The organism is Dysgonomonas reticulitermitis (assembly GCF_054601275.1).
On sequence record NZ_BAAHWU010000005.1, the window covers coordinates 80,387 to 96,458 of the forward strand.

The 16,072-nt window shown below is 40.8% G+C and carries 7 protein-coding genes; 3 read left to right on the plus strand and 4 right to left on the minus strand.

All coding sequences use genetic code 11. From position 1 onward, the window contains the following. Positions 1-12: 12 nt before the first annotated feature. Both ACYPZI_RS04230 and ACYPZI_RS04235 read right to left on the minus strand, forming a co-directional pair. Complete coding sequence (locus tag ACYPZI_RS04230; RefSeq protein ID WP_459598931.1) at positions 13-1,803, minus strand: RagB/SusD family nutrient uptake outer membrane protein; 1,791 nt, start codon at positions 1,801-1,803, stop codon at positions 13-15. A 19-nt stretch (positions 1,804-1,822) separates the two neighbouring features. Further along, positions 1,823-5,029, minus strand: coding sequence for a SusC/RagA family TonB-linked outer membrane protein (locus ACYPZI_RS04235; protein ID WP_459598933.1), 3,207 nt, complete (start codon positions 5,027-5,029; stop codon positions 1,823-1,825). Positions 5,030-5,246: 217 nt separating this feature from the next. Between ACYPZI_RS04235 and ACYPZI_RS04240 the strand changes: the two genes are divergently transcribed. Beyond that, on the plus strand, positions 5,247-9,644 hold the full coding sequence (locus ACYPZI_RS04240) for a hybrid sensor histidine kinase/response regulator transcription factor (protein WP_459598935.1): 4,398 nt from the start codon (positions 5,247-5,249) through the stop codon (positions 9,642-9,644). A gap of 833 nt (positions 9,645-10,477) precedes the next feature. Here ACYPZI_RS04240 and ACYPZI_RS04245 read toward each other — a convergent pair. Next, complete coding sequence (locus tag ACYPZI_RS04245; protein WP_459598937.1) at positions 10,478-10,717, minus strand: hypothetical protein; 240 nt, start codon at positions 10,715-10,717, stop codon at positions 10,478-10,480. A 1,020-nt stretch (positions 10,718-11,737) separates the two neighbouring features. Next, the gene (locus ACYPZI_RS04250) at positions 11,738-12,502 is read right to left on the minus strand and encodes a DeoR/GlpR family DNA-binding transcription regulator (RefSeq protein WP_459598939.1); all 765 of its coding nucleotides are present in this window, start codon (positions 12,500-12,502) and stop codon (positions 11,738-11,740) included. A gap of 460 nt (positions 12,503-12,962) precedes the next feature. On the opposite strand from ACYPZI_RS04250, the gene ACYPZI_RS04255 reads away from it, so the two are divergent. Both ACYPZI_RS04255 and glpK read left to right on the plus strand, forming a co-directional pair. Continuing rightward, entirely contained in the window at positions 12,963-14,549 is a 1,587-nt protein-coding gene (locus ACYPZI_RS04255) for a glycerol-3-phosphate dehydrogenase/oxidase (RefSeq protein ID WP_459598941.1), read from the plus strand. A 26-nt stretch (positions 14,550-14,575) separates the two neighbouring features. Continuing rightward, positions 14,576-16,063 (plus strand): glycerol kinase GlpK, encoded by a 1,488-nt coding sequence (gene glpK, locus ACYPZI_RS04260; protein WP_459598943.1) that lies wholly within the window; start codon positions 14,576-14,578, stop codon positions 16,061-16,063. Positions 16,064-16,072: the final 9 nt, after the last annotated feature.

Consider the following 16,072-nt stretch of genomic DNA (forward strand, 5'->3'; position numbering starts at 1 on the left):
AATAGTGGTAAATTAATCATTTGTCAGCATTCCGTTGCTGGAAGCTATAAAAGTCTGCCAAATAGGCCAGAATTGGTTTTGATCAGGATTTTTCTGATACAGGCCGTCTATCAACTGAGGAGACAGTTTATCCACTCCTTTGTCATCGGTTCCAAACCATTGCGTCCTGTTTCCGTAAGCCAACGCTTCACCGGCAGTGTCGGTGTCACCATGATTTAATCCGTAGATAACCAGGTTCTCGCCGTCGTTTTTCCAATACAGATATTTAGGAAGATCGGCATAAACACCTGTGCGGTTAGCTAGCGCTGTCATTTTTGTCTTAGCTTCAGCCAGTTTAGCGCCCAGCAGATTCCAGCGGATCAGGTCGGCCTTGCGCAGGCTTTCTCCTGCAAATTCAAATGCGCGTTGATCTACAATAGCTTTCTGGAACGCATCCTTGCTAGCCGTAGCAGCTGTCATATAAGCTGTGGCTTTAGCAGCAGGGAGAGCACGGTCTACGATTGGCTTCATATATTGAGCTGCATTTGATGGCCCTTCCAGATAGTTGATTGCTTCGGCAGCCATCAGGTAAACATCGGCAAGACGCATATATTGCCAGTTCACGCCATCATCATTCGTTGAAGTTACGCGGCGAGCCATCCACTCGTAGCGTAATTTGCCGAAACACCATGATTTCAGAGAACGAAGTTGTTGTATACTCGGATTTGAGCTGGACCAATCATAAGGCACACAGGTAATATCACGGCGTACATCTTCCCGGTCATAGTCATAGAACAGAGTAGGCAGTGGTCCGTTCACACCACCTTTATTCTGTGCGGTGTATTGATCCACACTATTATGAAGCACACCAAGAGTGAAGACAACACGTCCACGGGCAGGCTCATTATTGAATGGGATTTCCCACAACGATTCTGCTCCGGCAGTCACATTGTCTTTACACAAGTTCAAAAAGTTATCCTTAAATGCACCCAGCTTATTTGCCTCACGATTTATAACATCCAAACATTCTTCTTTGGCTATAGTATACATTTTATCCGGGCTTAGTTCCGGGTCGGTACTTAAACGTACACCATCCTTGCGTTGGCTGTACCCTCCGGCATAGAGCGCCACACGGGCGCGGAGACCTTTTACAAAGGCAGTACTTACTCGTTCGGTAGTTTTTGTTACTGCTGTTTCATTTGGCCATGCCACTAGTGATTCAGCTTCTTTCAGATCGGCAAGTAATTGTTTGTAAATCACATCTCTGTCTGCTCTTGGAAGATATAGCGTTTCAGAATTAATCGGCTCGAAGCGTGCAGGAATATCTCCCCAACCTTTCACCAAATCCAGATAAAGCACCGCCCGCAATGTAAGAGCCTCTCCCAGCAATTGTGCCATGCCGGGATCGTTTGCCACATTCCCATAAGCGCGTAATCCGCGGATGCACAGATTGGCGCGTTCTATACCTCCATAGAAAGAAGCCCATGCATTATCCGGAGTGTTCATCTGTGTATTTTCAGGGCGCGCGGCATATCCGGCAAGTTCGTATTTACCATTATCGGCTAAACCCGCTCCGTTTATAGGCATATTGTTAATCCATTCCACATCCGAATTAATTCCGTAATATGGCAGGAAGCGCCCCCTGTATGAGTTTACTTCAGCAAATGAGTTGCAGATACCAATGATAGCAGGTTCGGCAAGAGCATAATTTGAGTATAATACGGATTCGTCGGTAGCGGACTGTGTCGGGGCATCCAGGTCGCAGGACGAAAATGCGCTTGCAAACAACAAAGCCAAAATAGATTTATATATATTTTTTTTCATTTCTGTTTCGTTTTTTATTTTAGAAATTCAAATTAAAGCCTACAACAAACTGGCGGCTCTTCGGATAGGCCGAATAGTCTACACCCGGACTCAGATTTGTTTTACGCATAGTTGAAACCTCAGGGTCGAATCCGGAATAGCCTGTTATACAGAGCAGATTATACCCGGTAACATAGAAACGCAGGCTCTGGATACGGGCCTTGCTTACCAGCGACTTAGGCAATGTATAACCCAATGTCAATGTATTCAGGCGTAGGAATGAAGCATCTTCTACAGCCCAATCGCTGAATATTCTGTTTTGTGTCAACGGAGACCACATGGTTGTGTTTTTATTCATTTCCGCCAGTTCCGCCGCGTCATCGGAGATTGTTCCGTCGGCACGAAGGTTTGTCCAACGATTACCGCTTGCCATTGTTGAAATCATATTACGATAATCAAATTTACCGGTCTGCGTATATTCAATCTTATTTACGTTGTACACATTATTTCCGTAATTCCAGTTGAAAGCAGCGGAAAGGTCGAAACCATACAGGCGGCCGTTGATAGTGAAACCACCGGTATGTAGCGGATTGGCATCTCCAATCACTTCTTTTATCAAGGTCGTGGTTCCGTCTTCCCCAACAGTTCCTTTCAATTTCATGGAACCCGGGCGGATCTTTCCCACAGCGGAAGATGAATTAACGACTCCCGGTTTCAATACCCATCCTTTCACCGGATCATAGCTTTCAAAATCGCTTACTTCGTATCTACCGTCAGCACGGTATCCAATCATTTCACCTAGCGATCCGCCAACGGCTACACGAAAATCTTCGTTGATTTCGGAAGACGCCCATCTTGAAATCCAGTCAAAATCATTCATTATACCAAGCGACATGATTTTATTTTTATTAAATCCGATATTGGCGCTTAATGTCAAGCCATAGTCTTTCTTATTAACGGCATTCCAGTTTATAGTCGCTTCAAAACCTGAATTACGGGTCTCGCCCATGTTGCGGTACTGGCCTGCATAACCTGATCCGGCTGTAGGGAACATAATCAACAAATCTTTGGTTGTATTGATGTAAGCATCGAGTGTTCCGTTCAATTTTCCGTTCCATAAGGTAAAGTCCAGTCCGAGATTACGGGTAACAGTTGTTTCCCATTTCAGGTCGGGATTAGCCATTACCACAGTGCCATCGTCGTCTTTCGACGGCGCCCAATAGTTCGAAAACCCGTTTATCCATGCCGAACCGGCAACGGAAAATGTCTGTATCATTACTCCCGAAGGAATAGCGTTATTACCGGCTGTACCATAGCTCAAACGCAGTTTCAGGTCTGACAGCCAGTTTGCTGATTTTTCCATGAAAGATTCGGAAGAAACACGCCATGCGGCAGCTACCGAAGGGAAATATCCCCATCTGTTGCCATCGGCGAATTTAGAAGAAGCATCGGCGCGGAATGTAGCGCTAAGCAAATATTTATCCAGGTAGTTATAATTCGTCCGTCCGAAATAAGACAGTAATTTGTCGTCCGGATTAAAGAAATTATTTGTTTTGTTAGCCGGTTTTCCCTGAGAAGGCAGGCTCCAAGCTTGTTCCGAGTCGAATGAACGAGGGAATCCCTGCCATTCGTTTGTCAGCACTTTCGATTTCGTTACAATGTATTCGTGTCCTGCCAGAACAGTCAGGCTATGATCTTTTCCCAGCAGCTTTTCGAAATTGTAGTTGACGGTATTGGTGCTCCGGAATGTATGACGGTCTGTATTGATCAGACGGATAGCCGGATTTCCCGAGCCGTCGTTACGGGCGTAATAGGTAATCAGACCGAAGAACTTGCTATCGGAGTTTGTATAATTATCCAGACCGAGTTCAGTCTTTGTATGGAAGTTGTCAAAGATTTCCCAATCGAAACTTCCTGCCATATTCAGTGTTTTGCGCTCCTGTTTCCGGTCATTATCGGCAGTGGCTACAAGCGGTGGGTACAGGTTCCCCAATTCATCGTTTCCATCGCCGGACTCCACAGTCAGGTTAGACAACGGTATCGGCGTGTATATCACGCCATAACCCAAACGTTTATCGGTATCCAACGTACTTTTAGTATCATTGGTACCACTACCGCGTACATTCGTACCGGCATAGCGTGCCGAAAAGTCCACTGATACATTCTTTGCCGGCTTAGTGTTCAGCTTCAAGCTAAAATTATCGCGCTTGAAACCGGAACCCACCATGATCGCCTTATCGTTTACGTGTGTATAGTTGAATGAGAAGCTCAATTTGTCGCTCCCTCCGCGTATGCTAAGGCTGTGATTGAAAGTATGCCCTGTGCGGCCGAAAGTAATATCCTGCCAGTCATTATAAGGGATATTGTCATATAGGTCTATGTCCTGATAAGCTCCAAACATATCAGTATATTTTTTTTCATCATTACGCAGCCTAGCCAACTCATATTGCCATGTTGCATAGTCTTTCGGATCGAGGACATCCATTGTCTTGGCTACTTTCTTCCAGCTGTAGTATGCATCGTAACTCACGTTGATCTTTCCTTCTTTACCCGATTTAGTAGTGATCAGGATTACACCATTGGCGCCGCGGGAACCATAGATGGCAGTAGAAGAAGCATCCTTCAATACATCTATATTCTCTATATCCGTAGCCGGAACATCGCTGATAGATTCTACCGGAAAACCGTCTACAATATACAGAGGAGCGTTGCTTTGTGTTATGGAACCACCCCCGCGTACACGGATTACCATTTCAGCGTCGGGAGAACCTTCCGTAGTCGTTATCTGCACACCGGCCAGTTTGCCTGTTATCGCTTCTGCGACATTAGAAACAGGAACAGCCTGAATGGCATCCCCCTTAACGGAAGAAACAGCGCCTGTCAGGTCTTTTCTTTTCACTGTTCCGTAACCAATAACGACTACTTCATCGAGTTCGGAACTTGCGTCTTCCAATACGAAATCTATTGTATTTCCGGCTATGGGTTTTTCGTTCGGTTTCATCCCGACGAAAGTTGCCACTAATGTTTTCGCATCGCTCCCTACCGAAAGCGAGTACTTGCCGTCAATATCGGTCATGGTAGCTTTTGTTGTGCCTTTTACCGCGATAGTAACACCAATCAGAGGCTCACCTTGTAAGTCAGTCACTGTACCTTTTATTTCTTTTTGCTGAGCGAAGGCATTTTGCCCGCATAACAAGAATAATGAGATACAAATAAGAGACAAAAATCTTTTGATTGTCTTTTGCATGGTTATTAGATTTATAATTTAAAATTTTCTGTATTTATGATCTGTATTTTTTCCTTATAAAATAATATACTGTTTTCTCGATTTTGGACGCAATATAGAGATGATTTTATAAAACAAAGGGTGTTAAAATATTTTTTACAGGGGGATAAATTGACTTAACGTTGAAATTGGGGTATTTTCTGCAAAACTGATTATATTTGCACCAAATGTCGTTATCATGAAATTCAAAATAGCTATATTCGCCGCTATACTTTCTTTTTGGATACTTCCTGCCTCAGCGCAGTTAAAGTGCTTCTTTGAACATTACGGACCCGAAGATGGATTGCCTCAAAATACTGTCATGAGCATCCTTCAGGATAAGAAGGGTTTCATGTGGTTCTCTACATGGAACGGATTAGCCCGTTTCGACGGGTACGATTTTTATACTTATAAAATTCAACAGGGAGACAAATATCATATGAGGAGTAACCGTATAGATTTCATGTGTGAAGATAAATACGGCTATATATGGACTTTGCCATATGATAATGAGCCTCACCGGTTTGATCCGCGTATGGAAAAATTTATGGGGATAAGGTCGTTGAAAGGATATGAGAATTTTACATTTACGGCATCAAAAATTCTCCCTGTACCGTCGGGAAAAGTTTGGCTTCTTTCGCGAAATATGGGATGTGTTTGTGTCGTGGATTCTACGTTTAATATCGATATATTCAATGTGGAAAACGACAGGATTGATGGTAATCTGGTATATACGGTATATGAGGACAAAGATCTTAATTCCTGGATACTTACAAATAACGGATTATACAATCTTTCTCCTGACAGAAAAAATATAAGTAGTCATTTTTCCGAAAAATCGAGCGTGGAAATTTCCCAAAATTTTTATTCCGCGATGGAGGTTGGAGATAAAATATGGTTTGGATCAGATAATGGGCGAATATGGGTATATAATAAGAGGAACAAACAATTTGAATTGTTACAGACTGAATCTGAATCTGAAATCAGAAATGTGAAGAATATAGATGATAATGAGATACTGATAGCCACGCAGAATGATGGATTTTTTATTTATAATCAGACTACGAAAAAAATAACAAAATATAACACATCGAGCTTTCCGGATATGAAGGTCGATAGGATTCTGTCCTGTTATATCGACAAAGCTAAAAATATCTGGTTCGAGATGGATTATGTCGGAGTCTCTAAATTTAATCCGGAATCAGGAATCTTTAAGCATTTTGAACTAAAGACAGAAAGTGCTGTTTCTAATGTTTTTCCGTCTAATTTTTTTATTTTCGAAGATAAGGTAAATCGTTTGTGGGTACATCTCAGAGGGGGAGGATTTGCTTGGTATGATGCCGTAAATGATATGCTTATTCCGTTTTATAACGAACCTTCGTCTCCCGATTGGCGGTTTTCGAATATGATGCATACTGCTTTTTCGGACAGGCAGGGGAATTTATGGATAAGTACCCGTTCGCACGGACTGGAAAAAGTTATATTCAACAATGATGAATTTAAATCGATAATTGTCGACCCGGACATTCACTCGACTATAAATAATGATATACGAGGCATATTCGAAGATAGCCGGCAAAATTTATGGATATCGACAAAAGGAGGCAAAGTATTTGTCTATGACCGGTCTATGGCCCAAAAAGGATATTTGTGCAACAACGGGCGAATAGGATATGAAACCCCACTGAAAGGTATCACCTATTGTATTACTGAAGATAGCGCGCATAACATTTGGATAGGAACAAAAGGTGAAGGCGTATATAAACTTACTCCGAAGGGAGATACATACGGTTTAAAGTCTTATAGCTATTCTCCCGACAGTTTGTATAGCTTGAGTGATAATAGTGTATACGCGATATTTGAGGATAGCCAAAAAAGAATCTGGATAGGAACATATGGTGGAGGACTAAACCTTTTTGACGAAAAGGAAGACCGCTTTTTAAATAGCCGTAATAACTTAAAGAATTATCCTGCTAAATTCGGTTCCCAGATCAGGACAATAAACGCGGATAAATACGGGAATATATGCGTGGGTACAACATTGGGACTCATCATATTTTCTTCCCGGTTCACTTCTGTCACCGATATAGATTATAAATTTTACACCCGTACTCCTGAAAATAAGAAAAGCCTGAGTGAAAATGATGTATATGATATATGTACAACTAAGAAAGGAGAGACATATATCGCGACTTTTGGCGGAGGATTGAATAAAATCGAGGCTGTAGATAAAAACGGTTTTCCCACACAGTTCACTTCGTATACTATAAAAGACGGGCTGCCATTGGATGTTATACTCACCATCGTAGAAGATAGCAAGGGGAAATTATGGATAGCTTCGGAAGGGAATATCACAAAATTCGATCCTGAAAAAGAATCCTTTGAAACATACAGCGAGGTAAACCGGTTGATAAAAGGGCTTAATCTTTCGGAGGGCGCCAGATGGGCGACGAAAAAAGGGATTGTCTACTTCGGTTATTCCAGTGGTGTGCTATCTATCGATCCGGAGAATATACTGAGAAATACATTCAAACCTTATGTCGCGCTTACAAAATTTCAGGTTGCGAACAAACTTTTAGAGATTGGAGGGGATTCTCCATTGAAAGGATATATAGATGATATAGACTTTATAAAACTTAAACACAAACAGAATTTTATAACGATAGAATTTGTTGCCTTAGATTATGTAGAGCCTAAACGGATCTCTTATTCTTACAAACTGGAAGGATTTGATCAAGACTGGATTGTAACAAACAAACAGCGGATTGCCAACTATACCAACCTGAAACCCGGAAAATATATATTCAGGGTAAAATCTACCAATAGTGACGGTATATGGATGGATAATGAGCATACATTGACCATCGAGATAACACCTTCTTTCTGGCAAACAGGATGGGCTTATTTGCTTTATTTTATACTCATTGCCGGTATCTTGTACGTCATACTTCGCACATTATTTACTTTCTACCGATTGAGAGACAAAGTGAAACTCGAGCATGAGCAAACCGAGATGAAAACCCGCTTCTTTACCGATATATCCCACGAAATACGTACTCCGCTTACGATGATTGTTTCGCCGGTAGAAAATATAGTCGAAGACAGTAAAACACCCAATGAAATAAAATCGCAATTACAGCTTGTATTGAAAAACGCAAGCCGGATGCAAAGGATGGTTAATCAAATATTGGACTTTAGGAAAATACAGAAACAGAAGCTGAACATACAGGAAACCATGATAGGGGAGTATGTGTCGGAGATATGTAATAATTTTTCTAAAACAGCGGAATATCAAAGTATTAACCTCAAGTTTGTCAATAAATCGGGGACAGACAAGATATGGATAGATCGCGATAGTGTAGAGAAGCTTGTGTTCAATCTCTTATCCAATGCTTTTAAATATACATCCGTAGACAAGACTATTGAAGTAACGGTGGTCAGCAATAAGAAAGATAATACGGTTGCTATTCAGGTGGATGATGAAGGAAAAGGAATGAGTAAGGATGTATTGAGTAAACTGTTTACCCGCTTTGCATCTTTTAATAAAGACAAGAGTAAACCGAGTACAGGTATCGGCTTGTCTATCGTGAAGGAAGTGGCAGACAAACATCATGCTAAAATATCTGTGGAAAGTGAAGAAAATAAAGGTTCCAGCTTTACTATACTATTCCCAATGGGTATAGAGCATTTCAAAGATGATGAGAATGTAATATTCGTTTATGCCGATACACCTAAGGAGCAGGATGAAGTTCAGCAAACGCCGTTAGTCGAAAAAGTAGCAGAGATCGATCCTAAAAAGGAGATTGAAGAAGAACAACGTGAAACCATACTTGTTGTAGAAGATGATTCTGACTTGAAACGTTTTATAATCACTGTGTTAAAGCCTTTCTATAATGTGTTGGATGCCTCGGACGGAAAAGAAGGTTATGAAAAAGCGATAAGGAATATACCCGATTTTATTCTTAGCGATATAATGATGCCTGAAGTAGATGGTATAGAACTTCTTCAAAAAATAAGGATGGCTTCTGAAACCAGCCATATTCCTTTCATCTTGCTTACAGCAAAGACGGATTTGGAAAGTAAATTGGACGGGCTCGATTACGGAGCGGATGATTATATTACAAAACCATTCAGCGTCAGGTATTTGCGGGCAAGGATAGAGAATATCATCCTTCAGCGAAAACGCTTATATGAAAGCTTCTCTTTGGATAAACAGTCCACGTCTGAATTTGCTGAAACAAGGAATGAACTTGAATTGAAAATAACGTCTCAGGACGAGCTGTTTATAAAGAAAGTAAAAGAGGAAATAGAAGCAAATATTGATAACAGTGAGTTTGTTGTCGATGATCTTGCTGCATCTGTCGCCATGAGCCGTACGGTATTTTTTAAGAAACTAAAGAGCCTTACAGGTTTTGCTCCTATTGAGTTTATCCGGGATATAAAGATCAAACATGCAGCTAAACTTATAGAAACACAGCAATATACAATCAAAGAAGTATCCTATATGATCGGTATATCCGATACGAAATATTTTACCCAGTGTTTCAAGAATGTATTTGGTATCACTCCGAGTGAATATAAGAACAGTAAGAAGTAAGAATCAGGGCAGCAAAAAAATGAAGAATTAAACATTGTCCGGCGCTGGTTTTATCTATAATAGACAATTTGGTAATTTGAAAATGAGAAAATTAGCAGATTAGCAAATGGCGCGAAGCGACAATAACAGTCAACAGTCAACAGTGAACAGTGAACAGTCAACAATGGCGCGAAGCGGCAAAGGCTAACAGCTAATGGCTAATTGAGTGTAGAAGTTTGTTACTTTTTAGTTAAAAAGTTACGAGTAGACGAGATACGAGGTACGAGTTGTTGACTGTTGACTGTCGCACGTCATTGCGAGGGTTCACCCGAAGCAATCCATTAATAATCAATACTCTGGATTGCTTCACTCCGTTCGCAATGACGAAAAGGCCTTGCTTACTGATAACTGTTGACTGATGACTGTAGAAGTTTGTTACTTTTTAGTTAAATTCCGGTTTGTCATGCTGACGACAGGAAGCATCTCCTGTCTCCCGGGGATCGGGATCCTTCCCTGCGGTCAGGATGACAAAGAGGGTAGCCGCGCGAGCAAGGGGCTAACGGCTAATGGCTAACAGCTAAAAAATGAATGTGGAGTTTGTTACATTTTAGTTAAAAAGTTACGAGTAGACGAGATACGAGGTACGAGTTGTTCACTGATGACTGATAACTGTAGAGGTTTGTTACTTTTTAGTTAAATTCCGGTTTGTCATGCTGACGACAGGAAGCATCTCCTGTCTCCCGGGGATCGGGATCCTTCCCTGCGGTCAGGATGACAAAGAGGGTAGCCGCGCGAGCAAGAGGCTAACGGCTAACGGGTAACGGCTAACAGCTAAAAAATGAATGTGGAGTTTGTTACATTTTAGTTAAAAAGTTACGAGTAGACGAGATACGAGGTACGAGTTGTTCACTGCTGACTGCTGACTGCTGACTGCTGACTGCTGACTGTTTTGCCATTAGGCCCAGTTCTTTCGCTTTCTGATTGATCTTATAGGCTGATTTATTCAGCTTCGCTGTCAGTATACCCATGTCCGGGTAATGTTTGCGCAGGATATTCAGTTCCTTAGTGCGCCAGATTGTTGTTGTTGTGCTCATAATTGGTTGGCTGATTGGTTAAACAATAGACAGGTTAATTACTTTCCACCAGTTCTATCAGGCGGTTCTTCACTTGCAGCCCCTTGCCGCGTTGCGGTATTCGCTCGCCGCGGGTTATCTGCCCCACATACAGTACTGTAGTGTCGAACTCCTCGGCCACCAGCTCGTATACTGTCTTGTTCTTTTGTTTGATGAATACCGTGTCATCAAAAGGTTGTATAACGCGAGCGATAAAGCATTCTGGACAGCATGCTCTACCAATAGTGAGTTATGGGATCAAGGCCCCATGAAAGGGCGGTTGATATATGAACCTTTCGACATTTCAATAGACGAGATACTGCATCTTTACCTTGTATTAGGCAAAATAGAGCGAAATCACAGTAGTAAAATCAGTAAATTGTAAATATCTTAACATACAAATAATGGAAAACAAAAAGAAAAACCCACTATTTAAAGGCTGCTTGATTTGTTACTAAATTTTAATTGATATACAACACTTTATTTGTTAAAAGTGTATATATTGAATTGCCGATTAATTATCGATAATAACACCCCGTTATCATTAATAAATGCACTTTTTGTTATCATAACCCCCGGTAACCTTATAACCGACCAGAGGCCTCCATCCTCCGGTAAATAGACGGTTTTAACATAAATCCACCACCAAATCCACCGCTAATCCTCCAGTTTCCATTTTGATAATGGATTCATTTACAACTTATATAAATCTGTCTTTTTTTGTTTTACCCCTTAATAATTTCAGAAGTCTCGTTTGCGAAATTATCTTTTATAATGCGAATCCAATTTTCTTTGTAATCTTGTGTTTCGTCTATAAAAATGGCATCATATTTCGGCAGTTGGTCTTTATGTCCATCAAACAATTGTATATTTGAGTAAATCTGTTCGTCAAATTTTTTTCATCAATTGCACTAAATACGACTTTACCATCTTCGTTTTTTCTAAAAATGACTAGTCCTAAATATGCGTTACAGGTTTATTTAGGACTAGTCACTATATTTCTTATACAAGAGTAACTTCTATATTACGCTCGCGAATAGCATCTATAATATGAGACGGAGCATTTCTGTCGGTAATAATATGATGAACTTTATCAAAATCACAAATCTTACAGAACCCCCTTTTTCCGAACTTAGACGAATCTGTCATAATTATTATCTTTTGGGAAGCGTCAATCATTTGTTGATTGATACGAGCCTCGCTCATATCGCTCGTAGTTAATCCATAATCAAGATCAATTCCGTCTACCCCCAAAAACAACTTATTGCAAGAAAGGCTTTCCAATATATTCTGTGCATAAAACCCTATCACAGACACAGAGTTCTTGCGCATAATACCACCCAATTGAATCACCTCTATACTAGGATTATAACATAGAGCCAAGGACACCTTAACCGAGGATGTAATAACTGTGATATTTTCATTTACATTTATTTCGTTAGCAAATGCAAGGAGAGTAGTACCCGACGCTATAATAATCTTATCATTTGCTTCCAAAAGCCCATTTGCAGCTTTCGCTATCTGAGCCTTCTCTTCCATATGCATTTTTTCTTTTATATCTATATGCTTATCAGAAATTATCGAACTCAGGCTACTTGCACTTCCATGATTGCGATACAATAGCTTTTTACTTTCCAGATATTTTAAATCTTTACGAATTGTAACTTCCGAAACCTGCATCAGCTCGCTAAGTTCCTGTACTTTTACATACCCGTCTTTCTTTAACTGTTCTAATATTAATTTATGCCGTTTTGCGATATTTCCCATACTATAATTAATTTATTTATAATTGATCGGCAATTATAATGAATTATACAGACACTCTTGTTTTATATATTAATTTCTATTTAACAACATTTCTATCTTTCGATGATAAAGATACATTTTTTTTAATCAACCACTAGAAATGATACAAAATAATTACTCTTCGAAACAACTGAAAAAGTATTAATAAAACATTTGACTATCTAAAAACTTCTTCTGTCACAACTTAGTGCCAAAACATGTAAACACTAAGCGACTTACATATATCACCTCTATATTTCTATCTTTAAATATAAAAACAAGCAAAAAAGGATAAACAAAACAATTTTATTTCGTTTAGTTTCATATTTAATAAAATATCATTCATAGAACAACAATAAAATTGTTAATAATATCAAATAAGTTTCGATTTTGTTTTTTCATTTCATATCACTAATTATCTTTGTATATATATCAAAATAAGATGAAAAGAGATAATCATATAAAACAAATAGCAGACCCTTCTATCGTATGGGATATAGTAATAGTAGGAGGGGGAGCTACAGGACTTGGCGCGGCAGTCGACGCCGCTTCCCGCGGTTTCAAAGTTGTGCTTTTAGAACAAGCGGACTTCACGAAAGCCACTTCCAGTCGCAGTACAAAGCTTGTTCATGGCGGGGTGCGTTATTTGGCGCAAGGAGATGTCGGACTGGTTATAGAGGCTCTTCGTGAAAGAGGCTTGATGAGAAAAAATGCGCCACATTTAGTAAAAGACCAACGCTTCATAATAGGCAATTACAAATGGTGGGAAAAATCATTCTACACAATAGGACTAACCATATATGACATCCTCGCGGGAAAACGCGGCTTGGGCAGATCTCTACCTATGAGCAAAAAGTCTGTAATGAAAGAAATCCCTCAAGTAGAAGGAAACAATTTAAGAGGCGGAGTCGTGTATCATGATGGTCAGTTCGACGACTCCCGTATGGCTATAAATCTTTTGCAAACAGCAGCAGAACAAGGAGCCACTCTCGCCAACTATGTCAAGGTAACCAACCTTACAAAAAACGATAAAGGCGACATATCCGGTGTAACTGTTTTCGACGAGATAGGAAAAGAAAACTATACTCTGAAAGCAAAAGCCGTTATTAACGCTACCGGTATATTTGTGGACGACCTCATGAAGATGGATTCTGCCGAAAAAGACAATATCGTCCGCCCAAGCCAGGGAGTTCATCTTGTCGTCGACAATTCTTTTCTGAGGGGAGATACAGCTATAATGATACCTAAGACAAGCGATGGACGAGTAATGTTTGGCGTTCCATGGCACGGAAAAGTAGTATTAGGAACCACGGATACTCCCTTAAAAGAGTTCGTGCTTGAACCACAGGCCTTGGAAGAAGAGATTGAATTTATACTAAAAACCGCAGGACAGTATCTTGCCAAACAACCAAAAAGAGAAGACGTCCTATCTGTTTTTGCAGGCTTAAGGCCTTTAGCCGCACCTAAAAAAGGCGCAGACGGACAAAAGACAAAAGAAATATCCCGTAGCCATAAAGTAGTTATATCGGAAAGCGGGCTTATCACCATCACCGGAGGAAAATGGACTACATACAGAGATATGGCGGAAGATGTAATAAACAAGGCCATTGAAATAGGAAATCTTCCAAAAAGGGAATGCAAAACCAGGTTATTGCGCATACATGGCTACAAAGAAAATGTCGACAGATCCAATTTTAATTACGTATACGGAAGTGATTTCGAAAAAATCAAGAAACTGGAACAAGATCAGCCGGAATTAGCTGAGAAACTACATGAAAGATGCGACTACACGGCCTCGGAAGTAGTATGGGCTGTACGTGCAGAAATGGCTCTAACCGTAGAGGATGTATTGGCAAGAAGACTCAGAGCCCTATTCCTTGATGCAAGAGCAGCAATCGACATGGCACAAAAAGTAGCAGCAATAATGGCTAAAGAAATGGGAAAAAGCGAAAAATGGGAAAAGAAACAAACAGAAGAATTTGTTACTCTTGCTCAGAACTATTTGCTCGTACCTTACAAACCTCAATAACAAAACAACCAAAATCTATCACGACCATGGAACAGTATATTTTATCATTTGATGCAGGAACTACAAGCTCCAGAGCCATTGTTTTTAACAAAAAAGGAGAGATATGTTCTGTTGCCCAAAAGGAGTTTACTCAGATATTTCCTAAAAGCGGGTGGGTAGAGCACGATCCTCACGAAATATGGTCTTCTCAAGCAGCAGTAGCCGCGGAGGCCATCACAAAAATAAACATCAATGGGAAAAATATAGCTGCCATCGGTATAACTAACCAACGAGAAACAACCATCGTTTGGGATAGAAACACGGGAGAGCCCATTTATAATGCTATCGTATGGCAAGACAGACGAACTTCCGACTATTGCGACAAGCTAAAAAACGAAGGATTGCTTCCCTGCATAAAAGAAAGAACCGGACTCATCATTGATGCATATTTTAGTGCAACCAAGATAAAATGGATACTGGACAACGTAGAGGGAGCCAGAGTCAAAGCAGAGAAAGGTGAGTTAGCATTCGGGACAGTAGACTCTTGGATTATTTGGCAACTTACAAGGGGAGAGGTACATGCTACGGATGTATCAAATGCTTCGCGGACAATGCTATTCAACATAAGTACACTTGAGTGGGACGAAGATTTGCTGAAGCTATTCGACATTCCTCGAAACATGTTACCAAAAGTATGTGATTCAAGCGAAATATATGGACACACCAAAACAACAATATTCGCATCGAAAGTTCCGATTGCGGGAATTGCAGGCGACCAGCAGGCGGCTCTTTTCGGACAAATGTGTGTAGAACCGGGTATGGTAAAAAACACCTATGGAACCGGTTGTTTCATTCTAATGAATACAGGAGAGCAACCCGTGTTTTCTAAAAACAATCTGATAACAACCATAGGCTGGAGATTGGATGGAAAAACAACCTATGCTCTGGAAGGCAGTATCTTCGTAGGGGGAGCTATAGTACAGTGGCTCAGAGACGGGTTGAAAATCATAAACTCTTCTTCCGAAATAGAACAACTGGCAACGCAGGTGGCAGACAGTGGCGATGTGTATTTCATTCCGGCGCTCACAGGATTAGGAGCTCCATATTGGGATCAGTATGCGCGCGGAACTATTGTCGGTATATCCAGAGGCACAACGTCCGCGCATATAGCCCGGGCTGCTCTGGAAGGTATAGCCTACCAAACTATGGACGTTGTCAATGCTATGATCCTCGATGCCGGTGTAGGACTAAAAGAGCTGAGGGTAGACGGAGGCGCGGCTAACAATAATCTATTGATGCAATTTCAGTCCAATGTATTAGGACAATCTGTGATACGTCCCCAAACAACAGAAACCACAGCGCTAGGCGCCGCATATCTGGCTGGTCTGGCTGTCGGATACTGGGCTGATATAGATGAAATAAAGCAGCAATGGCACATAGAAACACAATTTACCCCAGACAAGGCAGTAGATATGCAACTGGCAAAAAGAAAGTGGGCAGATGCCGTTTATCGCTCACGATCATGGGCAAAATAAAGGATTCGC

Coding starts and splice junctions, on each gene's coding strand:
- ACYPZI_RS04230 (WP_459598931.1), bottom strand. CDS start 1,803: ATGAAAAAAAATATATATAAATCTATTTTGGCTTTGTTGTTTGCAAGC.
- ACYPZI_RS04235 (WP_459598933.1), bottom strand. CDS start 5,029: ATGCAAAAGACAATCAAAAGATTTTTGTCTCTTATTTGTATCTCATTA.
- ACYPZI_RS04240 (WP_459598935.1), top strand. CDS start 5,247: ATGAAATTCAAAATAGCTATATTCGCCGCTATACTTTCTTTTTGGATA.
- ACYPZI_RS04245 (WP_459598937.1), bottom strand. CDS start 10,717: ATGAGCACAACAACAACAATCTGGCGCACTAAGGAACTGAATATCCTG.
- ACYPZI_RS04250 (WP_459598939.1), bottom strand. CDS start 12,502: ATGGGAAATATCGCAAAACGGCATAAATTAATATTAGAACAGTTAAAG.
- ACYPZI_RS04255 (WP_459598941.1), top strand. CDS start 12,963: ATGAAAAGAGATAATCATATAAAACAAATAGCAGACCCTTCTATCGTA.
- glpK (WP_459598943.1), top strand. CDS start 14,576: ATGGAACAGTATATTTTATCATTTGATGCAGGAACTACAAGCTCCAGA.